Below are 22,114 nucleotides of genomic sequence, written 5' to 3'. Positions count from 1 at the left end.
GTGAGGTGCGGGGAATCGTCACTCTTGCGGACGGGGGCGGGGGTGGGCGTCCGTCATAACGATGGCGCGAATCAGTCGCGCTGCCTTCGCGTCATCGCACTGCAAGTGAAAAGATGTCGCAACAAATTCGGGTTCTCGCCGGTATCAGTTGCCGCGCCACAGTGCAGTCCCGAACAATGCCGCATTTGATCACTTCCTGACCCAAAGCGGGTCAACTTGGTGCCCGACTTCGTTTTCAGTTTCCGCCCCGCGCGAGCGCCTTCTGGGGATGCACTCGCTTGCACATGTATTGAGTTTGTGAGGATGGGTTGATGAAAGCAGTGTACACTCTTGCTGTTGCCGCCTGTGGCGTCCTGCTTGCCGGCACGGTCGCGCAGGCAGGAGATTTCAGGGTCCAGCGGCCCGTAGCAGTCTACGATGCCCCGTACTACAATTGGACCGGCTTCTATGCCGGCGCATTCGCCGGGGGCGCGCACGGGCTGTGGACCATCGACTTCTATCGCAACAACAATCACGGCCATGCCGAGGAGGGCGCTGATGGCGTGGCCTTCGGCCTCTATGGCGGCTACAATTATCAGTTCGCCAATCGCTTCGTGGTCGGCGCCGAGGTCGATCTCGGCCGGTCCACCGCGTCGCAGAGCAACGACATCTTCGACAACGATTCGTCCTACGCCAAATACGGCATGTTCGGCTCGGTCCGCGCGCGCGCCGGCTATGCGTTCGACCGCTTGCTGGTCTTCGGCACGCTCGGTGTCGGCATCGCCAACTTGACCAACAATATCCAAAAGGGCCGCAACGCCGGCGAGCAGGTGGTGTGGGAGGATCAGGTGAAAGCCGGCCTCACGACAGGCGTCGGTGTCGAATACGCCTTCACCAGCAACTGGGTCGGACGCGGTGAATATGTCTACACCGACTACGGCAACGTGACGCTGTTCAATCGCGACGGCAACCGTGCCGACTTCAAGAACGAACTCCACCTGATCCGCGTTGGCGCGAGCTACCGGTTCTGATCGGGAGCGGCGGCATGTGCCCCCGGTTTCCGGAGGCATGTCGGCGTCATGCAACGGTGGACGAACGGGGCGTCGGCATTCGAGGCGCCGTGGCGTCGGTGCGTAAGGCGGTACGTCCACGACGAACCGCCTGCCACCTCACCTCAATGGTTTGAGCTGTCTTTCCTGGCGGCCAGATTATCGTCTCCCAGGGAATGATCTATGTCTCGGCACTATCCATTGGGAGCCCGAGATGATCGATTCGCGCACTGCACCCTACGCCGCCCTGCTGCTTCGCCTGACGCTGGGTGGCTTGTTCCTGGCCCATGCCAGCCTCAAGCTGTTCGTGTTCAGCCCGGCCGGCACTGCAAAATTCTTCGGCAGCATCGGCCTGCCGCCCGAGCTCGCCTACCTCGTCATCACGGCCGAGATCCTCGCCGGCATCGCGCTGATCCTCGGCATCTACACCCGCTGGGTGGCGCTCGCCGCCGTGCCGATCCTGCTCGGCGCCATCTTCACCGTCCATGGCTCCGCGGGGTTCTTCTTCAACAATCCGAAGGGCGGCTGGGAGTATCCGGCGTTCTGGGCGGTGACCCTGGTGGTCCAGGCCCTGCTCGGCGACGGCGCCTACGCCCTCGGCGGCCTTCGGAGTAGCCTTGCCGGCGGCCAGCTCCGCAGCGCGCATTGATGGTGAGGGGCGGTTGCCCATCGCCCCAATCTCGATGTCATCCCCGCGAACGCGGGGATCCATAACCGCAGGGCGCTATTTGGGGCAGGTGAGACGACCAGTCTGTTCCAGCCGCGACATCACGCGGTATGGGTCCGGGTCGGCGCCCGAACGTCGCGATGCGACGCTCGGGCTTGCCCGGGACGACAGTTGTAGTTTGGGGCGCCACCTGAGATACCAATTGAACCAGGAGCCATGACATGACCCTGCCCAGCATCTTCCTGTCGCACGGCTCGCCGATGCTGCCGCTCACGGATTCGGCCGCCCGCGACTTCCTCGTCGGTCTCGGCCACAGCCTGCCGCGGCCGAAGGCGATCCTGGTGATCTCGGCGCATTGGGAGACCGACATCCCCACCGTCAATGCGGTCGCTGCCAACGAGACGATCCACGATTTCTATGGCTTTCCGCGTGAGCTCTATCAGTTGCGCTATCCCGCGCCGGGCGCGCCCGATCTCGCGCACGCCGTGGCGGCGCGGTTGCAGGCGGCCGGCCTGCCGGTCGGCATCGACCGCGCGCGCGGCCTCGATCACGGCGCCTGGGTGCCGCTGCTGCTGATGTATCCGCAAGCCGACATTCCGGTGCTGCAACTCTCGATCCAGACCGAGCGCGGTCCAAGGCATCATCTCGAACTCGGCCGCGCGCTGGCGCCTTTGCGCGAGGAAGGCGTGCTGATCATCGGCAGCGGCAGCTTCACCCACAATCTCGGCGAATTCCGCAAGCGCCGGCTCGACATCGACGACCCCGCGCCGTCCTGGGTGGTCGACTTCGCCGACTGGGTGCACAACGCCGCGATCGAAGGCCGCGTCGACGATCTCGTCGACTACCGCCGTCTCGCTCCGCATGCGCGCGACAACCATCCGACCGACGAGCACTTCCTGCCGCTGTTCGCAGCGATGGGCGCGGCCGGCGAGGGCGGGCGCGTCGAGCGCCTGCACAACAGCGCCAATTACGGCGTGCTGCGCATGGATGTCTATGCGTTCCATGGCGTCGACGAGGCGAGGGCAGCGGCGTGAGCCGCTGAACTCATTAGTTCTGCAATGTCCAAGCCGCCGTCATTCCGGGGGGATGGCCGCTCGCCTTGAACCCGAAATCTCGATATTGGCTGACGTCTTCTACTAATCACGAGCGATGGCGGAGCGTTGCCTGCCCGTCGGGTTACTATGTCGCAGGTGATTTCGCTTGTGTCGTCGGGCAAATCACCGCGATCCTTCCGCGCATCCCGCCTCACTTGCGGAGGGGCGTTGCGCGCGATCGTCACGACACGCGAGGCGGGGAGCGGTGGCCGCGAGAACTCGCAGCATGTCCTTTTCGATGTGCGGACGAACGATGCTCTTGCGGACGTGAAGTTGCAGGGTTCTGATACCTCGACGCTGGTATCACCGCGCAACGCGTGAAACGCGTTGTCGCGCATGGCGGCCAACAAGCCGAGCGCCAGGAAGCCTGCATATAAGCGTGAAGACCATCGCGCAGGGAGGGCCGGGTGATCTCGGCTGAACCTTGTATGGGGAGTAAGTTGTCAAGAGGGGCGTCGTTTGTTGGGGGCGGTCTTTGGCGCCAAGGAGAGGCGCGGTCAAGGCTGGCCGAAGGCCACCGCCGGAGGCGGCGCGTCAGCGGCCTTGAGCGCGCCGAGCTTGGCGCCATCATGGCGCGCCCGCAACGCGCGGTGTCGCGATGGCAGGCCGGACGTGATGCGAGGATTGGGCCGTGAACGACAATGCGGAACGACCGCATCACCTTGTATCCGGTCGGGCGCGAGGCCCGGTACCCTGATCTTTCATGCACGGGGGAAGGTAAGGCCCAGTCAAGACGGGACCCCTCTGTGAGAGCGGGAGGTTTATGCCCCCGGTTCAGCACGGTCACGCGTCGGTCCTGGCTCACGTCGGCTGTCATGGCGCGCGCAGCCGTTTACGAAGTTGGACGCAGCACGGCGCCTTCGGGAACAACGCCGGTCACCAGATAGCGCCACAGCGCCACCATCAGCTTGCGTGCCAGAGCGACAATGGCAATTCGCCGGATGCGTCCCTTGATGTCGCGCACCCGCTCGCGGAACCAGCGTGTCAGTGCGCTGTCCGGCTGATGAACGGTCCATAGCCACGCCAGCTCGACCGCGAGCTCACGGGCGCGCCGGTTGCCGGCTTTGCTGATGCCCTGCTCACGGCTGCGCTCGCCACTGTCATAGGGCGTGCCGGTGAGACCAAAGTAGCTGCCGACCTGACGACGGTTGTCGAAGTCGCGATAGAACACCTCGTTGACCAACTTCTGGCCGCCGACCGGGCCGATGCTCCTGAGATCCATGAGCTGCATGATCCTGGCTTCCGGCGAGCCGGGCCGAGCGGCGCACAGCTCGGCTTTGCTTTTGGCCTCGAGCTCCTTGAGCTGCCGTGCCACCAGGCACAGTCGCTCGTGTTCGCGCACGATCTCTTCCTTGAGCCGCACCGGCAGTGGACGACCGTCGCCAGTGCGCAGGCTGGCAAGGCTTTCCAGGAACGAGCGATCGAGCGGGTGGACGTCGCGAATGCCCTGGCCGTGCAGCAGTCCCTTGATGCGGTTGCTGTGAGCCGTGCACTCCTGGATCAGGCGATCACGTTCACGGGTACGGCGCTTGCGATCCTCATCCTCGACGCTTGGCACGTGGACGATGCTGCAGACCCGAGGCTCGCCCCGCAAATGGGCGAGGAACGCCCGCATCAGCTTCTCCAGATCGATCCGGTCGGTCTTGGCGCGCCGGGCACGACGGTTCACCTCGATGCTGGAAGGGTCGACCTCATGATTGACGATGCCTTGTCCGCTCAGCCATCGGTGCAGCCAGTGGCCATCCAAGCCTGCTTCGTAGCATGACAGGATGCGCACCGGCCGGCCGCCCGCGGCAGCCGCAGCCTTCTTGCGCATGTCCGCAAGCCGGGCCGCCAAGGCGGCCAAGTCACCGCCGCCGATCGTGTACCGGCTCAGTTTCTGCGAGCCAGGAAGCAGCACGCCGAGCTTCCATTTCGCTTTGCTCAGTTCAAACGCGAGGTAAACCGTGGCATGCTCCGCCGCGGCGGGTGTGTCAGTGCGATCGAGCTTGATCATCTTGATCCTCCGAGGGCCGGATGGTTCGGAAATCCAATCCTAACCCTTCTTGACCACCCGCCGCCCCATAGGATCTGTGGTACCTGCCGCCTGCATTTTTTTGAGCAGGCGGGCCACGGGCGCGGCCAGCGCCCGGCCTTCCCTGCGCCCTCCTGATTGAGGGTGAACGGACGTTGCACAGCCCGGGCATGTCATGCCGCGGAATTATAGATGCGCGTTCGATCGACGGATTCAAGCTATCGCCACAATCGTCATTGCGAGCGCAGCGAAGCAATCCAGAATCTCTCCGCGGCACGAGTCTGGATTGCTTCGTTGCGCCGCTGCGCTCGCAATGACGGCGGAGAGGAGCTGCCTCCAATCTGTGCGCCGCACACATGACCTCGGAGGTAACTGACACGGGATGGCGCGGCGTAGAAAATCCTTGACCCCTCCGCATGCAGATGATGCGAAGGATGCACCAGGGAGTGAAACAACAATGCGCCTGCCGTTCTATTATGGCTGGGTCATCGTCGCCGTGACCTTCGTGACGATGGCCGTCGGCGTCAATGCACGCACGGCGTTCTCGCTGTTCTATCCGCCGATCCTCGCCGAATTCGGCTGGGACCGCGGCGTCACCGCCGGCGCGTTCTCGTTCGGCTTCGTTGCCTCCGGAATCGTCAGTCCGCTGATCGGACGGCTGATGGATCGCACCGGCCCGCGGGCCGTCATGGAACTCGGCGTCGCGCTGATGGCCGGCGGCCTGTTGCTGGCGCCGCTGACTTCGCAGCCCTGGCATCTCTACATCACCATCGGCGTGATGGTCGGCGCCGGCAGCGTCTGCCTCGGCTATTCCGGCCAGTCGCTGTTCCTGCCGAACTGGTTCATCCGCCGCCGCGGGCTGGCGATCGGCATCGCCTTTGCCGGCGTCGGCATCGGCTCGATGACGCTGTTGCCGTGGGTGCAGCATATGATCGCGCAGACCAACTGGCGGACGGCCTGCACCGCGATGGGCATCGTCGTGCTGGTCGTGCTGGCGCCGATCAATCTGCTGCTGCGCAAGAAGCCGGAGGAGATCGGCCTGCGTCCCGACGGCGACGTCGCGCCGCTCGCCAATGCGGCCAAGCCGGTCTCCAACATCGTCGATGCCGCCTGGGCCGGCACCGACTGGACGTTGTCGCGCGCGCTGCGCACGGGCCGGTTCTGGTGGCTCGCGCTCGGCTATTTCTTCGGGCTCTACGTCTGGTACGCGGTGCAGGTGCACCAGACGAAATACCTGCTCGAGATCGGCTTCAGCTCGAGCGTCGCGGTGTGGGCGCTCGGGGCCGTCAGCCTGCTCGGGATTCCCGGCCAGATCGCGCTCGGCCATTTGTCGGATCGTCTGGGGCGCGAGGCGGTGTGGGGATTAGGCTGTCTCGGCTTCGCGATCTGCTTCGCCGCGCTGATCGCGCTCAAGGCCGCGCCGTCGCTCGTGCTGATCTACGTCATGGTGGCGACGCAGGGCGCGCTTGGTTACGGCCTGACCTCGGTGATGGGCGCGGTCGCGCTGGAAATATTCCAGGGCGCGCATTTCGGCAGCATCTTCGGAACGCTGATGCTGATCGGGCTGTGCGGCGGCGCAGCAGGGCCGTGGGTGACCGGCGTGCTGTATGACTACACCCTGAGCTACACGCCGGGCTTCGTGATCGCCTTCCTCGGCGCCTTCGTCTCGGCGGCGGCGATCTGGATCGCGGCACCCCGCAGGGTCCGCCTCGTCGCCGGCCAATTGCACAGGTTAAGGACGGCAGGGGCCACGGCGTGATGTGTGATCCGGCCGACTTGCCATCGCCGCGCGGCCGTGAGCTAATCGGCCAATCCAAGGGAGGGACCACATGAACGAGCATGTCCAGGCCGCCAAGGCTGCGCCGCTGTTCAATCCGCTGTCGCCGGAGTTCATCCGCGACCCCTATCCCTTCTATGCGCAACTGCGCGACAACGATCCGATGCATGTGACGCCGTTCGGCGCGTTCCTCGCCAGCCGGCACGCGGAATCGAGCCTGGTGCTGCGCGACAAGCGCTTCGGCAAGGACTTCGTCGCGCGTTCGATCCGGCGCTACGGTCCCGACATCATGCAGGAGCCGGTGTTCCAGAGCATGCGGCATTGGATGCTGCAGCAGGACCCGCCGGACCACACCCGGTTGCGCGGCCTGGTCGTGAAGGCGTTCACGGCGCGGCGGGTCGAGGACATGCGGCCGCGCATCCAGGAGATCGTCGACCGCACGCTCGATCAGGTGATCCCGCAGCGCCGGATGGACCTGATCGAGGACTTCGCGTTCAAGCTGCCCGTCACCGTGATCTGCGATATGCTCGGGATTCCCGAGGAGCATCGCGAGGCGTTCTACAAGAGCTCGCGCGAGGGCGGCCGGCTGCTCGAGCCGGTGCCGCTGTCCAAGGCCGAGATCGCCGAGGGCAACGCCGGCAATGCCGTGTCCAAGGCGTATTTCCAGCACCTGTTCGAGCTGCGCCGGAAACATCCCGGCGACGACCTGACGACGCAGCTGCTGCAGGCCGAGGAGGACGGTGCCAAGCTCAGCCATGAGGAGCTCACCGCCAACATCATCCTGCTGTTCGGCGCGGGGCACGAGACCACGGTCAACCTGATTGGCAACGGCCTGCTGGCGCTGCACCGCAATCCGGACCAGTTGGCGCTCTTGAAGGCGCGGCCGGCGCTCATCACCAACGCGATCGAGGAGTTCCTGCGCTACGATTCCTCGGTGCAGCTCACCGGGCGGGTCGCGCTCGAGGATATCGAGGATCTCGGCGGCCGGCGGATTCCTGCGGGCGAGAGCGTGCTGTGCCTGCTCGGCTCGACCAACCGCGATCCCGCCGTGTATCCGGACAATCCGGAACAGCTCGATATCACCAGGCCAAACGTGAAGCCGCTGTCGTTCGGCGGCGGCATCCACCATTGCCTGGGCGCGCAGCTTGCCCGGATCGAGGCCGAGATCGCGATCGGAACCCTGCTGCGGCGGCTGCCGGAGCTGAAGCTGGACGATCCGGACAACCCGGAATGGCGGCCGACCTTCGTGCTGCGCGGCCTCAAGCGGCTGCCGGCCCACTGGTAACCATCTTCGTTAACGGAGTTGTGCAACGCCCCCGGAAAGGCCGACAGCGCTGTGACTTCGCCATACTTAATCCTATATGATGCAGCGCTCCGGTATCGATGCCAGTGGGCCGCGGCCGCATTGGTTTTAAGGTTGGGACACCGGAGCGTTGTCCTTTGAGGGAGACCCCGTGCAGACGACCCTGCTCGGCTTGGCGATTGCCTTCATCCTTGCGCTCCTTGCTGCGCTGATCGGCCCGTACTTCGTCGACTGGAACCAGTTCCGGCCGCAGTTCGAGGCCGAGGCGAGCCAGGTCATTGGCGTGCCCGTGCGGGTCGCCGGTGCGCTGGATGCACGGCTGTTACCGACGCCGACCTTAAGGCTGCGCCAGGTCACGTTCGGTGGCGCCAACCATCTCGGCAAGCTGCGCGCCGACAAGCTCGACGTCGAGTTCAGCCTCGGCGATCTGATGCGCGGGGAATGGCGGGCGAACGAGCTCACCATCGGCGGCATGGCCGCCGATCTCGGCCTCGATGCCAAGGGCCTGGTCGACCTGCCGGCTGCCTCCGGCCGCTTCAATCTGGCCGCGCTCGCGATCGACCGGCTCAATCTCACCGGCCGCGTCGCCCTGCACGACGCAGCCAGCCGTTCGACGCTGGAGCTGACCGACATCGTCTTCTCCGGCGACGTGCGCTCGCTGGCTGGCTCCCTGCGCGGCGACGGCGCCGTGTCGATCCGCGGCGGCCGCTACCCGTTCCGGGTGTCGTCGAGCCAGGACAAGGACTCCAACGGCCTGCGCGTCCACCTCAACATCGACCCGGGCGAGCGTCCCGTGATGGCCGACATCGAAGGCCTCATCAGCTTTCCCAACCGCTCGCCGAAGTTCGAGGGCGCGCTGACGCTGTCGTCGCCCCCGAAAGAGCAGGGCGCCGACAACGACAAGCCCGCCCAGTCTGCGAAGGAGCCGTCCGCAAAGCAGGTCCAACAGGCCAAGACCCGTCCGCTGAACCAGGCCGGCGCGACGCCTTGGCGCATCGCCACCAAGATCGTCGGCGACCAGGCGACGGCCAAGCTCGACCAGATCGAGGTCAGCTTCGGCCAGGAGGATCGCTCACTGAAATTCGCGGGCAGCGGCGACGTCCGTTTCGGCGCCGCCCCCGTGCTGAAAGCCTCACTGTCCGCACGCCAGCTCGATGCCGACAAGCTCCTGGCCGGCGGTGACGACGTCAAGGACCGGCGGGCGATTGCGCCCGCGCTGGTGCTGCCGGCGCTGCGCAACTGGATTGCACAACTGCCGACCTTGCCGATGCCGGCCAATGTGCAGTTCGCGACCGAGCAGATCATGCTCTCCGGCCGCCCGGTGCAGAACTTCACCGCCGACCTGCACAACGAGCCGTCGGCATGGAGCCTCGAGAAGGTCGATCTGCGCGCGCCCGGTTCGACGCGGCTGACCTTCCGGACCATCGGCATCTCGACCTCGGTGACATCGGGCTTCACCGGCGCACTCGATCTCGAATCGTCGGAGCCCGACACGCTGGTGGCCTGGCTGCAGGGCCGCAGCGACAGCAGCTACCGCACCCAGCGTCCGCTGCGGCTGCGCGGCGACCTCAACGTGGCGCCGGAGCGGATCGCGATCGACAGCCTCAAGGCCGATATCGACGGCGGCTCCGTCGATGGACGCGTCGCTCTCGTCAACCGGTCGGCCGGGCCGGGCTCGCGTTTCGAAGCGGTGCTGAAGGGCGACCGGCTCGACCTCGACGCGGCGATGGCCGTGACCCGGTCGCTGGTCGGCGTCACCGGCGAGTGGCCCGCCGAGGCCACCGTGGCGCTCGACGTCGGCCGCGCCAAGCTCAGCGGCCAGGAGCTGCGTCCGCTCACCGCGCGCTTTTCCTACGATCCCAAGACCATCGCCATCGACCAGATCAAGTTTGGCCAGAGCGGCGGCGTGACGAGCGAGGGCTCCGGCCGTTTCGATCGCGCCGACGCGACCGGGCGGCTGGTCGTGACCTCGATGGCCGGCTCGCTCAAGGAGATCACGGCGCTGGTGCAGCCGTTCGCGCCGCAGATCGCCGCGCGCTTCGATGCACTCGGCACGCCTGCCGGCGCTGCCCGGTTGAAGCTCACGCTCGATCTCGCCAAGGATCCTGCCAATGCCGACCGCAGCCAGGCCAAGGCGGTGCTTGATCTCGATGCGCCGCAACTCAAGGGCTCGGCGACGCTGACGGCCAAACCGTCGGCGGCGGCGCTGCGCAGCTTCGAGGTCGACGCGATCGATCGAACCGAGCTTGGGATCGAGAGCCGCGTCGCGGCCGAGCAGGGCAATGTCGTGCTGGCGCTGCTCGGGCTCGATCGCGTCGCGGCGGCCGGCAACGGTCCGGCCCAGTTCGACGCCAGCGTGACCGGCAGCTGGCGCACGCCGCTGCGGGTGAATGCGAAGCTGTCCGGCGCCGGGCTCGATGGCGATGCGCAAGGCTCCGTCGATCCCTGGGGGGACACCGCCAAGGCCAACGTCAATCTGCGCCTGCGCAGCGCCAATCTGTCGCCGTTGTTCGGATTGAAGCCGCAGGATCCGGCGGCGCAGAACATCCGCCTGTTCGGCCGTCTCGGTCTTTCCAACAATCGCGTGACGCTCGACGACATCGACAGCACGGTCGGTGGATCGCGGCTGCGCGGCCGGCTCGCCCTGGTGCTCGACGAGGACAAGCAGATCGATGGTGAGCTCGGGCTGGACGCGCTCGACGTGCCGCAAGTGTTCTCGGTGCTGGTCGGCGCAGCCGGGCGTGAGCAGGCCGAGCCTCTCGGCGCAGGTCTCTTGAAGGGATGGCGCGGGCGGGTCTCGTTCCAGGCCCTCAGCGGCGCCATTCTGAACGGCACTGATCTGCGTCCGCTGGGCGGCGCCATCAAGAGCGACGGTCAGTCGCTGAGCATCGAGAACCTCAAGGGCAAGCTCGGCGGCGGCGACGTCACCGCGACCGTCGATGCGCGCTCCAACGCGAATGGTCTCGTCCTGAACGGCCGCGTCGAGCTCGCCGGCATCGACGGCAACGCGCTGCGCTATCACAGCCTGAAGATGCCGACCGGCAAGGTTTCGGCGCAGATGACGCTCGCCGCCGAAGGGCGCAGCGTGCAGGCACTGGTCAACGCGCTCTCGGGCAATGGCACGGTGACGCTCGACAATGCGGCGCTCCCCAATCTCGACCCGCGGGCGTTCGATGCGGCGTTGCGCGCGGCCGACGCAGGCCAGGTGAACGACGACGGCAAGTTGCGGCAGGTGATCGAGCCGGTGCTGACATCGGGGACGTTGCCGGTCGCGTCTGCTCAGATCCCCTTCATCATCCGCGATGGCCGGCTGCGTGTCGGCGCCACCACGCTCGAAGCGCAGGGCGCCCGCGCCGTCGTGTCCGGTGGCTTCGACATTCCTGCCGACCAGGCCGACATTCGCGCCAGCCTGAGCGCGAACACCGTCGGCAACGCCAACAGCCGTCCCGAGATCCAGCTGTTCGTGATCGGCACGTCCGGGGCGCTGACGCGCGCGGTCGACGTCACCTCGCTGTCGTCGTGGCTCGCGGTGCGTGCGATCGATCGCGAAACGCGGCGTCTGGATGCGATCGCGCGCGGCGAGGTGCCGCCGGCCTATCCGTCGTCCACCGCGTCGCTGCCCGGTGTACCCGAGGCTGGCCCGGCCGCGCCGAGCGCGGCCGACGTGCCGCTGCCCGGGCGTGATCCGCGGCGTGAGCCGCGCGCCAAGCTCGGCGGTCCCCGCGCCGTCGTGCCGCCGCTGACCCCGCCGCTCTCCGCTCCCGCGCCTCAGCCGGCGGCACCGGTGGCATCGAGCCAGCCGCAGGTCGCGCCCTTGCCGCCGCCGGTCGAGATCAAGCCCGCGCCGGGTGCGCTGCCGCCGCGCCCCAGGCCCGTGCCGCGTCCGCCGGTCGTGCTGACGCCGCCGGGCAGTCCATGATGCCGGCTGACGGCGTGCGGGGACCGCGCCGATGATGACGTTGCGACAGGTCGAGGTCATCCGCGCGGTCATGGTGACGGGCACCATCAACGGCGCCGCGCGCCTGCTGAAGGTGTCGGCACCGGGCGTCAGCCGTCTGGTGAAATACACCGAGCGCTCGCTCGGCATCCGTTTCTTCCAGCGCCAGAACGGCCGCTATTTCCCGACCCCCGAGGCGCAGAACATCTTCGAGCAGATCAACAGCGTCTACGAGAAGGTCGACGATCTCAGCTACATCATCTCCAACATCGGCCGCGGCGCGCTGTCGGAACTGCGCGTCGGCTCGGTGCCCAGCATTTCCCAGGTGATGGTGCCGCGCGCGATCGAGCGCGTCCGCCGCCGCTATCCCGATCTCGGCATCGACATCAACATTCTCAAGATCGAGGAAGCGATCGACTATCTGATGCTGGGCAAGGGCGAGTGCGTGGCGATGAGCTACCGACTCGATCATTCCGGGCTCGAATTCCTGCCGCTGGCCTCAGGCGAATTGTTCTGCATCGTGCCGCCGGGACACGAGCTCGCCGGCCGCAAGCAGGTGTCGGCTGCCGAGATGACGCGCTATCCGCTGATCGGCATCGATCCCAACGACCCCTACGGCCGGATCATGGCGGAGATCTTCGCGCGCAACAAACTCAGCTACATCATCTCGATCAAGGCGCGCTTCGGCACCACGGTCTGCGCGCTGGTGAAGGCCGGGCTCGGCATTGCGGTGATCGACCAGTTTACGGTCGCGCATGGCGGCTATCCCGGCATCGAGTTGATCAAGATTGCCGAGCCCACGCGGTTCGACACCTACATCGCCGTCAAGCGCGGCACGCCGCTGTCGCTCTACGCCGAACACTTCATCGACTGCCTGCGCGCGGAGATGCGCGCGCTGGAGCCCGGCCGACGTCAGGTGGCCAAACCGGCGAAATCCGGCGGCGGCAAAAAATAACATGATGTTAGGTTCAGCCGATATTTGAGTAATTGTGTTAGCGAGCGAACGCGCTATCGTCTGCATCGAAATCCGCGCGTGCGACGCTCGCACGTCACAGCAGCAAGAGACAAAAGCGAACGTGCCCGATCTTTCCGCGCTCAAAGCCCGCAAATTCCTGACCGGCTTGATCGGTGCGCCGATCGCGCATTCGGCGTCTCCCGCGATGCACGAATATGCTGCGGCGGCGCTCGGCGTCCGCTGCCATTACCAGCTGATCGAGGTGGCCGGTGCCGATCGCGCGGGTCTGGCGACGCTGCTTGAAGGCGTGCGCCGGCTCGGCTTTGCAGGGGTCAATGTGACCTATCCCTACAAGGAAGCTGTGGTCGAACTGCTCGACGAACTCGCGCCGAAGGCGGCGGCTATGGGCGCCGTCAATACCGTCGTCGTGCGCGATGGCCGGCTGATCGGCCACAATACCGATACCACCGGCTTCGAGCGCGCGGTGGCGCCGCTGGCGGCGCAGACCAACCAGGGTGCGGTGGCGCTGGTCGGAGCCGGCGGGGTGGGCAAGGCAATCGCCTTCGCACTTGCGAACCTCGGCGTCGCAGGCCTTCGCATCTACGACACCGAGCGCGCCCGTGCCGAAAAGCTCGCGAGCCTGTTGCCGGCGGGCAGAGCGTATACGGTGGTCGACAGCGTCGAAGCGGCGCTGCAGGGGGCAGCGGGCGTCGTCAACGGCACGCCGATCGGGATGCTGCCGAACCGCGGTACGCCGGTGCCAGATCAATTGCTGCGTGCCGATCTCTGGGTCGCCGATGCCGTCTATTCGCCGCTGTGGACGCCGCTGCTGAAAGCCGCCAAGGCCAAGGGCGCGCGCGTTCTGCTCGGCCGCGAGCTTGCGATCTACCAGGCCGCCGACGCGTTCGAGCTGTTCACCGGTCTCGCACCGTCGACCGAGGCGATGGGGGCGGCGTTCGACAACCACATGGCGGAGAGATATCCGGCGGTTGACGCCGCCTGAGCAAACCGGCCAATACGCGCCGGACTAGTCGTTCAAGCAAGAAACGCAAACAAGCGTTTAAAGCAGAGGAGGAAACAACGTGAGATCGATCACCCTGGCTGGCCTGTGCTCAGCCGTGCTGCTGTCCGGAGCCGCCTTCGCGCAATCCGGCGCCCCCATCAAGATCGCCAATGTCGCCGAGCTCTCCGGCGGCGGCGCGACCGTCGGCAACAACTGGAAGAACGGCATCGACCTCGCCGTCGAGGAAATCAACGCCAAGGGCGGCATCCTCGGCCGCAAGATCGAGGTCAGCCATGCCGACTCGCAGTCGAACCCCGGCGTTGCGCGTGCGCAGGTGCAGAAGGCGCTCGATGGCGAGCCCTACGTGCTGCTCGGGCCCGGCTATTCCGGCTCGGTGAAGGTGACGGCGCCGCTGGCGGCCGAGGCCGGCATCACCCAGATCATGGGCGGCGAAGCGGCCGAGCTCACGCAGGCCGGCAACAAGTTCCTGTTCCGCACCTCGTTCGGCCAGCAATCGTCGATGCCGAAGGTCGCGAAGTACATCAACGATGAGCTGAAGGCGAAGTCGGTCGCGGTGGTCTGGGTCAACAATGATTTCGGCCGCGGCGGTCGCGACGTCATCACCAAGGAGTTCAACCGTCTCGGCATCAAGGTCGCGGCCGACCTCTCGACCGAAGCCGGCCAGGCCGACTTCGCCGCCGACGTCAGCAAGATCAAGGCGGCGGCGCCGGATGCGGTCTTCATCTATGTCAACGAGGAAGAGAGCGCGCGCATCCTCAAGGAGATCAAGCGCCAGGGCGTGACCGCGCCGCTGATCGGCGAGACCACGCTGGTCGGCCAGAAGGTGATCGAGCTCGCCGGCGATGCCGCCAACGGCGCCCGCGGCCATGTCGGTCTCACCACCGACGCACCGATCGAGGCCATCAAGGCGTTCCGCGACCGCTTCGTGAAGAAGTACAACTACGTGCCGGATCACAACGGCCTCAAGGGCTATCTCGCGATCTACATGGTCAAGGCCACGACCGAGAAGATGGGCAAGGTGGATTCCAAGGCCTTCGCCGACACGCTGCACGGCCTGACCATCAAGACCTCGACCGAGCCGAATATCCTGATGGATGTCACGTTCGACCAGAACGGCGACATCGATCGCCAGGGCTTCCTGGTCGAGGTGGTCGAAGGCAAGCAGGTCGTGAAGCAGGTGCTGCCGAAGCTCAACTGAGGACAACGGTCGACCGGCGGCGCCGGAGGGGACGCCAGTGCCGCCGTCACCCAAAGGCTTAGGGGGAAACGATGTCCAATCTGCTCGACCTGATCGTGGCGGGTCTCGCCACCGGCGCCATCTACGCGCTCGTTGCCGTCGGCTTCACCTTGCTGTGGCAGACCTCGCAGACCATCAACTTCGCCCAGGGCGAGTTCGTGATGCTGCCGGCCTTCCTGATGCTCGCGGTGATGCATCTCGGCGCGCCGTTCTGGCTCGCGGTTCTCGTCGGCATCCTGTTGTCGGCACTGCTGCTCGGTCTCGCCTTCAAGATGCTGCTGGTCGATCCGATGCTGCGGCATGGCGTGCTGCCGCTGGCGATCGCCACCATGGCGCTGGCGGTCGGGATCAAGGAGGCGGTGAAGCAGTTCTTCAGCGCCGAGGCATCGCCTTTCCCTTCGATCGTGCCGGTAGGTGACGTCACCGTCCTGGGCCGGGCGATTTCGCTGCAGAGCCTCGGCGTGCTCGCAGTCGCGATCCTCGCGGTCGTCGGATTGACCACGCTGTTGAACCGCACCTCGCTCGGCCATCAGATGCAGGCGGCCGCGCAGAATCCCACGGTGGCGCGCATCATCGGCGTGCCCGTCGAGCGTATGATCCTCTTGACCTTTCTGATCAATGCCGTGCTGGTCGCGCTGGCCTCGCTGCTGATCACGCCGATCTATCTCGCGAAGTTTTCCAGCGGTGAGGTGCTCGGGCAGGCGGCGTTCATCGCCGCGATCGTTGGCGGCTTCAACCAGGTGCGCGGCGCCATTGCCGGCGGTCTCCTGATCGGCGTCGTCGACAACCTCGCTGCCGCCTACGTCTCCACTCAGTATCGCGCCGCCGTTCCGATGGTGCTGCTGATCCTTGTCATCCTGTTCCGGCCGCAGGGCCTGCTCGGACGCGCCGAGGAGCGTACGGTATGAGCAAGCACAGCAAACTGCTTCTCGTCGCGCTCGGTCTCGTCATCATCGCGGGCCTGATCATCGTCCCGATGAACTTCAACCGCTACGGCCTGTACATCCTGAGCCAGTGGGCCGTGATGACCATCGCCGCGATGGGATTGAACCTCACGCTTGGCTACGCCGGGCAGGTGTCGCTGGCGCAGGGCGCCTTCGTCGGCATTGGCGCCTATGGGGCGGCGATCCTGACCACGCATGGCTGGCCGCTGATTGCCGCGCTCGGCCTCGTCATCGTGATCTGCTTCATCGTCGGTTGGCTCCTCGGCTATCCGGCGCTGCGCGTGCAGCATCACTACCTCGCCTTCGTCACGCTCGCGTTTTCGACGCTGGCGTTCCTCGTGTTCCGTAACGAGAGCTGGCTCACCAACGGGATCTACGGAATCAGCAACATTCCGCGCCCCGAGATCTTCGGCTACCCGACCCGCAAGCCGCTGCCGTTCTACTATCTCTGTCTCGGCTCCCTCGGCCTCGTGACGCTCGCGATGTGGTGGCTGATCCGCTCGCCCTGGGGCCGCGCCTTCATGGCGCTGCGCGAAAATCCGATCCGGGCGCAATCGCTCGGCATCGATACCAGGCGCTACACGCTGATGGCGTTCGCGATCGGCTCCGTGCTCGGCGGCATTGCCGGCGTGCTCTATGCGCCGCTGACGCAATATGTCGACCCGGTGCCGTTCAACCTGCAGCTTTCGCTCGACCTCCTGATGATGGTGATCGTCGGCGGCTCGGGCTTCATGCTCGGGCCGTTCCTGGGTGCCATGATCGCGGTGCTGCTGCCGGAGTGGCTGCGCTTCGCCGAGGGCTACTATTTGATGCTCTATGCCGTGGCGGTCATCCTGCTGCTGATCTACTCGCCCACCGGCATCCTTGGCATTATCGATCGCTATCTCAGCTCACGGCGAACCCAGGCTGCCTCCGCGCTGCGGGCCGCGGCCCAATCCAAGCTGGAGGCCGCGCGATGACCGCAGTCCTCGACGTACGCGACGTCAAGAAGAGCTTCGGCGGCATCACCGCCGTCAACGGCGTCAGCTTCGACGTGCACGAGGGCGAGATCCTCGGCCTGATCGGCCCCAACGGCTGCGGCAAGTCGACCCTGTTCAACTGTATCCTCGGCCAGCTGGTGCCGAGTGCCGGCGAGGTCAGGGTCGACGGCAAGCTCGTCACTGGACAGCGTCCGGCGGAGCTGAACCGGCTCGGCGTCAGCCGCACGTTTCAGTTGCTGCAGGTGTTCCCGAAACTGTCGGTGCGCGACAATCTGATCCTTGCGGGACAGGAGCATCGCGGCAGCATGCTGTCGCGCCTGTTCGGTCCGTCGGATGCCGGCCTGACCACGACCGCCGATCAGATGATCGGCTTCTTCAAGCTGGAGCACCTCGCCAACGAGCCGGCCGGTGGCTTGTCCTATGGCCAGCAGAAGCTGCTCGATGCGGCCATGGCGTTCATGGGCGGCCCGCGGCTGGTGCTGCTCGACGAGCCTGCAGGCGGCGTCAACCCGACCATGCTGGGCGACCTCAAGGAGCGGCTGATCGCGATCAATCGCGAGCGCCGCGCCACCTTCGTCGTGATCGAGCACAACATGGAGTTCGTGATGTCGCTATGCTCGCGCGTGATGGTGATGGCGGAAGGCAAGGTGCTTGCGATCGGCAAACCCGACGAGATCAGGGCCAACCCGGCCGTGATCGAAGCCTATCTCGGACACTGAGGGAGCCGGCGATGAGCGATCCCATTCTCGATGTCCAGAACCTCGTCGGCGGCTACGGCAAGATGACGATCCTCAACGGCACGACCTTCTCGGTGCCGGCGGGCTCGATCACCACCGTCATCGGTCCGAACGGCGCCGGCAAGTCGACCGTGTTCAAGGCGATCTTCGGCCTGCTCAAGCTGCGCGAAGGCAAGGTGGTCTTCAAGGGCCGCGACGTCACCGGCTTGAGCCAGCGCGCGCTGCTCGGCGCCGGCATCTGCTACATCCCGCAGGGCCGCAACATCTTCGGCGAGCTGTCGGTGCGTCACAACATCGAGCTTGGCGGCGTCGCCGCTTCGCGCGATCTCGATCTGACCGCCCGCGTCGAGGCGGCGCTCGACGTCTTTCCGGTGCTGCGCAAGAAGGCGGATCGTCAGGCCTCGACCCTGTCGGGCGGCGAGCAGAAGCAGCTCGAGATCGCGCGCGGGCTGCTTCTCGAGCCGCAGCTGGTGCTGATCGACGAGCCCTCCATCGGCCTGTCGCCCTTGATGGTGCAGCAGACCTTCGACATGCTGAAACAATTGCGCGACCGCGGCGTCTCGGTGCTCCTGATCGAGCAGAATGCGCGCTCGGCGCTGGAGATCTCCGACTACGGCATCGTGCTCGAGCTCGGCCGCACCCGCATCATCGACAAGGCCGATCGCGTGCTGGCCGATCCGCGCATCGGCCAGCTGTTCCTGGGCGGCGCGATGGAGGAGACGGCGGCATGAACCAGCGCTCGATCGCAACCGTCTCCATCTCTGGCGCGCTCGACGAGAAGCTCAAGGCGATCGCTGCCGCCGGCTTCGATACGGTCGAGATCTTCGAGAACGATCTGGTCGCGTTCGGGATGCGGCCGCGCGAGATCGGGCAGATGTGCCGCGACCTCGGACTTGCGATCTGCGCCTATCAGCCGTTCCGCGATTTCGAGGGCATGCCGGAGCCGCAGCGCGCGCGCAACTTCATCCGCGCCGAGCGCAAGTTCGACCTGATGCAGGAGCTGGGCACGGATCTGCTGCTGATCTGCAGCAGCGTGTCGCCGGCCTCGCTCGGCGGCATCGACCGCGCCGCCGCCGATTTCCACGAGCTCGGCGAGCGCGCCGCGAAGCGTGGCCTGCGCGTCGGCTACGAGGCGCTGGCCTGGGGCCGTCACGTGCATGACTATCGCGATGCCTGGGAGATCGTGCGCCGCGCCGATCACAAAGCCATCGGCGTCATCCTCGACAGTTTCCATGCGCTCGCACCGGCGCTGCCGACCAACGCGATTCGCTCCATTCCCGCCGACAAGATCTTCCTGGTGCAGCTGGCCGACGCGCCCAAGCTCGAACTGGACGTGCTGTCCTGGAGCCGGCATTTCCGCAGCTTTCCCGGGCAAGGCGATCTGCCGGTCGGGGCGTTCATGGAGGCGGTGGCCGCGACCGGCTATACGGGGCCGCTGTCGCTGGAGATCTTCAACGATCAGTTCCGCGCCGGCTCGGCGCCGCGCACCGCGCTCGACGGCATGCGCTCGCTGCTGCTGTTGCAGGATGACCTCGCCGGGAAGATGCCCGCCCAGCCGGAGCCGCGCTTCGAGCCTCGGGTCAGGAGCCACGGCATCGGCTTCGTGGAATTCGCGGTCAGCGAGGACAAAGCGGAGTCTCTGGCGAGACTGTTCGGGCAGCTTGGCTTCCGCAAGACGGGGCGTCATCGCAGCAAGGCGGTGCAGCGCTGGTCCCAGGGCGCAATCGAGCTGGTGATCAACTGCGAGCCGGCCAGCTTTGCGCATTCGCATTACGTCACGCATGGGGCAGGCGTCTGCGCGTTGGCGCTGGACGTCGACAGCGCCGCTCGTGCCATGGCGCGGGCGCAGTCCTTGAAGACGCGCACCTTCACGCAGCCGGTCGGGCCGGGGGAACTGGAAATTCCGGCGATCCACGGCGTCGGCGGCAGCCTGTTGTACTTCCTGGATACGCACGGGCGGCACTGGGACGTCGATTTCGAAGCTGTCGCCAGCGACAGGAGCACCGACCGTCTCGTCGCGGTCGATCACATCGCCCAGTCGATGCCGTATGAAGAGATGCTGTCCTGGCTGCTGTTCTATGCCGGGATCATCGACTTCTCGCGGCTGCCGCAGATGGAGATCGCCGACCCCCGAGGCCTCGTGCAGAGCCAGGCGATCGTCAACGGCGATCGCAGCCTGCGCTTCATCCTCAACGGCTCCTCGGCGACGCGCACCTTGTCCTCGCGTTTCATCTCCGAGTTCTTCGGTTCCGGCGTCCAGCACATCGCGTTCTCCTGCGACGACATTTTTGCAGCCGTGGCCGAGATGCGCGCCCGCGGCGCCGGCTTCCTCGACATTCCCGATAACTACTACGACGATCTCGAAGCCAAGTATGATCTTGCGCCCGAGACGATCGCAGCGCTCCGTGCCAACGAGATCCTGTACGACCGCGACGGCGACGCCGAGTTCTTCCAAGTCTACACCCATATCTTCGAGGAGCGCTTCTTCTTCGAGATCGTGCAGCGGCGCAACTATCAGGGCTTCGGTGCGGCCAATGCCGCGATCCGGCTGGCGGCGCAGGCCCGCGAGGTGCGGCCGGACGCGATGCCGCGGCTGTAGCTCAGGGCTCGGGCCGGATGCCGGGCAGGCGGACGATCTCCTCGGCGAGATAGTCGATCAGCAGCCGCACGCGCGCGATGCCGGCGCGCTCCGGGACGATCAGCATGTTGAGGGGAGTCGATGGCAGACGGTGGTCGGGCAGGATGACCGTCAGCCTGCCAGCCGCGATGAGGTCGTCGACCAGCCACGCATGGCTCCCGCCGATTCCGCGCCCGGACAGCACGGCCTCTCGAACCGCGAGTCCGTGATTGGTGCGGAAGCAGCCTCTGAACGGCACCTCATGGCGTTCTCCGTCGGGTCCCATGACGACGAGCGACTCGCTGCCCGCGACGTTGGTCATGCGGATGCCGTCATGCCCGATCAGCTCCTGCGGCGTGCGCGGCGTGCCGCGTTTCTCCAGATAGTCCGGCGAGGCGACAAGAAGCCGGTGCGAGTAGCCGAGCGACCGCAGCTTCAGAGAACTGTCGTTGAGCGGGGCGAGACGCAGCGCGATGTCGACACCCTCCCGCACGAGATCGATGCGCTCGTCGGTCAAATTGAGATCGATCGCGATGTCCGGATAGCGATCCTGAAACGCGAAGACCAGCCGCGCGACATGCAGGATGCCGAAGGCCGCCGTGCAGGAAATCCGGATGATGCCGCTGGCAGCGCCGCGCGCACCGCGCGCCTCGTCGCCGGCCTGTTCGATAAGCCGCAGGATCTGGACGCAGTTCGTGTAGTAGCGGCTGCCTTCGTCGGTCAGGGTGACGCGCCGGGTGGTGCGGCTGAGCAGCGGCACGCCGATCGCATCCTCCAATTCCTGAAGGTGACGCGAGATGGTGGACTGGCCCAGCCCGAGCTCGCGCGCCACGGCCGACAGGTTGCCGCGCTCGGCGACCCGGACGAAGCTGCGCATGTTGATGAGGCTGATGTCTGATTTATCCATAAAACAGCATAACGTTATCGATATACGCCATATAGTGGATAAGTTGGCGCGCGTCTATGTTCCGGCTGTTCCAGCAAAGGATCCAGGCCATGAACGTGCTGCTCGTCTTCGCCCATCCCGAACCCCGCTCGCTGAACGGCGCCCTGCGCGAGGTCGCCGTCGCCGAGCTCAAGGCCCAGGGCCACGAGATCCGGGTCTCAGATCTCTACGCGATGGGCTGGAAGTCGGCCACCGACCGCGCCGACTTCCCGCTCTTGCCGCCGGACGGGCCTCTGAACGTCGCCACCGCGTCTGGCGAGGCCTTCAAGACCCGCACCTTGACCGAGGACGTCAGGGCCGAGCAGGACAAGCTGCTCTGGGCCGACGCGGTGGTCCTGCAATTTCCGCTGTGGTGGTTCACGATGCCGGCGATCCTCAAGGGCTGGGTCGACCGGGTGTATTCCTATGGCTTCACCTATGGCGTCGGCGAGCACAGCGACAAGCGCTGGGGCAACCGCTATGGCGAGGGTGTGTTTGCCGGCAAGCGCGCGATGCTGGTCGTGACCACCGGCGGCTGGGAGGAGCATTATTCGGCGCGCGGCATCAACGGGCCGATCGACGATCTCCTGTTTCCGATCAACCACGGCATCCTGTTCTATCCAGGCTTCGACGTGCTGCCGGCGTTCGTGGCGCACCGGGTCAACCGGCTCGATGATGCCGGCTTTGCCGCGATCGCCGAGCGGCTGCGCGAGCGCATGCGGACGCTGTTCACGGATCAGCCGATTCCGTACCGGCGGCAGAACCACGGCGACTATCTGATCCCGTCGATGCAGCTTCGTCCCGAGCTCGGCGCGCCGGACGCGCGCGGCTTCGCGCTGCATGTCGACGCCGCGCGCTGACGCGGAGGGCGCGGG

The 22,114-nt window shown here is 66.2% G+C and carries 18 protein-coding genes; 16 read left to right on the top strand and 2 right to left on the bottom strand.

Annotation, left to right across the window (positions count from 1 at the left end; genetic code table 11):
• Positions 1-311: 311 nt before the first annotated feature.
• The 4 genes from QX126_RS00880 (at position 312) to QX126_RS00865 (ending at position 3,110) form a co-directional block, all read left to right on the top strand.
• Entirely contained in the window at positions 312-1,010 is a 699-nt protein-coding gene (locus QX126_RS00880; protein WP_315736843.1) for an outer membrane protein, read from the top strand.
• Between the two features lie 232 nt (positions 1,011-1,242).
• Complete coding sequence (locus QX126_RS00875; protein ID WP_315778740.1) at positions 1,243-1,677, top strand: DoxX family protein; 435 nt, start codon at positions 1,243-1,245, stop codon at positions 1,675-1,677.
• A gap of 239 nt (positions 1,678-1,916) precedes the next feature.
• Entirely contained in the window at positions 1,917-2,729 is an 813-nt protein-coding gene (locus tag QX126_RS00870; RefSeq protein WP_315736845.1) for a class III extradiol ring-cleavage dioxygenase, read from the top strand.
• A 228-nt stretch (positions 2,730-2,957) separates the two neighbouring features.
• Positions 2,958-3,110: a hypothetical protein gene (locus QX126_RS00865; protein WP_315771425.1), complete on the top strand. Its 153-nt coding sequence runs from the start codon at positions 2,958-2,960 to the stop codon at positions 3,108-3,110.
• Positions 3,111-3,621: 511 nt separating this feature from the next.
• On the opposite strand, the gene QX126_RS00860 is transcribed toward QX126_RS00865, so the two are convergent.
• Positions 3,622-4,785 carry an IS110 family transposase gene (locus QX126_RS00860; RefSeq protein WP_315778738.1) on the bottom strand — a complete coding sequence of 388 codons (1,164 nt, stop codon included), beginning with the start codon at positions 4,783-4,785 and terminating at the stop codon, positions 3,622-3,624.
• Between the two features lie 475 nt (positions 4,786-5,260).
• Here QX126_RS00860 and QX126_RS00855 point away from each other — a divergent pair, with 475 nt between their 5' ends.
• The 11 genes from QX126_RS00855 (at position 5,261) to QX126_RS00805 (ending at position 20,296) form a co-directional block, all read left to right on the top strand.
• Positions 5,261-6,562: an MFS transporter gene (locus QX126_RS00855; RefSeq protein ID WP_315778736.1), complete on the top strand. Its 1,302-nt coding sequence runs from the start codon at positions 5,261-5,263 to the stop codon at positions 6,560-6,562.
• A 70-nt stretch (positions 6,563-6,632) separates the two neighbouring features.
• Positions 6,633-7,865 (top strand): cytochrome P450, encoded by a 1,233-nt coding sequence (locus tag QX126_RS00850; RefSeq protein ID WP_315778734.1) that lies wholly within the window; start codon positions 6,633-6,635, stop codon positions 7,863-7,865.
• 169 nt (positions 7,866-8,034) lie between these two features.
• Positions 8,035-11,802 (top strand): AsmA-like C-terminal region-containing protein, encoded by a 3,768-nt coding sequence (locus QX126_RS00845; RefSeq protein ID WP_315778731.1) that lies wholly within the window; start codon positions 8,035-8,037, stop codon positions 11,800-11,802.
• A gap of 31 nt (positions 11,803-11,833) precedes the next feature.
• The gene (locus QX126_RS00840; protein WP_315778728.1) at positions 11,834-12,775 is read left to right on the top strand and encodes a LysR family transcriptional regulator; all 942 of its coding nucleotides are present in this window, start codon (positions 11,834-11,836) and stop codon (positions 12,773-12,775) included.
• A gap of 121 nt (positions 12,776-12,896) precedes the next feature.
• Complete coding sequence (locus tag QX126_RS00835; RefSeq protein WP_315778727.1) at positions 12,897-13,778, top strand: shikimate dehydrogenase; 882 nt, start codon at positions 12,897-12,899, stop codon at positions 13,776-13,778.
• 79 nt (positions 13,779-13,857) lie between these two features.
• Entirely contained in the window at positions 13,858-14,997 is a 1,140-nt protein-coding gene (locus tag QX126_RS00830) for an ABC transporter substrate-binding protein (protein ID WP_315736852.1), read from the top strand.
• Between the two features lie 71 nt (positions 14,998-15,068).
• Positions 15,069-15,944: a branched-chain amino acid ABC transporter permease gene (locus tag QX126_RS00825; RefSeq protein ID WP_315755128.1), complete on the top strand. Its 876-nt coding sequence runs from the start codon at positions 15,069-15,071 to the stop codon at positions 15,942-15,944.
• Positions 15,941-16,939, top strand: a complete 999-nt coding sequence (locus QX126_RS00820) for a branched-chain amino acid ABC transporter permease (protein ID WP_315778725.1) — start codon at positions 15,941-15,943, stop codon at positions 16,937-16,939. Before QX126_RS00825 ends, QX126_RS00820 begins: the two co-directional genes overlap by 4 nt.
• Entirely contained in the window at positions 16,936-17,679 is a 744-nt protein-coding gene (locus QX126_RS00815) for an ABC transporter ATP-binding protein (protein WP_315736855.1), read from the top strand. The genes QX126_RS00820 and QX126_RS00815 overlap by 4 nt, the downstream gene beginning before the upstream one ends.
• 11 nt (positions 17,680-17,690) lie before the next feature.
• Positions 17,691-18,428, top strand: a complete 738-nt coding sequence (locus QX126_RS00810; RefSeq protein WP_315778722.1) for an ABC transporter ATP-binding protein — start codon at positions 17,691-17,693, stop codon at positions 18,426-18,428.
• A complete protein-coding gene (locus QX126_RS00805; protein WP_315778720.1) occupies positions 18,425-20,296 on the top strand; it encodes a bifunctional sugar phosphate isomerase/epimerase/4-hydroxyphenylpyruvate dioxygenase family protein in 1,872 nt (623 codons plus the stop codon). Before QX126_RS00810 ends, QX126_RS00805 begins: the two co-directional genes overlap by 4 nt.
• 1 nt (position 20,297) lies before the next feature.
• Here QX126_RS00805 and QX126_RS00800 read toward each other — a convergent pair whose 3' ends face one another.
• Positions 20,298-21,221: a LysR family transcriptional regulator gene (locus QX126_RS00800; RefSeq protein WP_315778719.1), complete on the bottom strand. Its 924-nt coding sequence runs from the start codon at positions 21,219-21,221 to the stop codon at positions 20,298-20,300.
• An 89-nt stretch (positions 21,222-21,310) separates the two neighbouring features.
• On the opposite strand from QX126_RS00800, the gene QX126_RS00795 reads away from it, so the two are divergent.
• The gene (locus QX126_RS00795; protein ID WP_315778717.1) at positions 21,311-22,099 is read left to right on the top strand and encodes an NAD(P)H-dependent oxidoreductase; all 789 of its coding nucleotides are present in this window, start codon (positions 21,311-21,313) and stop codon (positions 22,097-22,099) included.
• Positions 22,100-22,114 lie beyond the last annotated feature (15 nt).

This window comes from Bradyrhizobium sp. SZCCHNPS1003 (assembly GCF_032381555.1).
GTDB lineage: Bacteria > Pseudomonadota > Alphaproteobacteria > Rhizobiales > Xanthobacteraceae > Bradyrhizobium.
The sequence above is the reverse complement of the archived record's forward strand: the minus strand, read 5'-3'. Positions and strand labels throughout refer to the sequence as shown.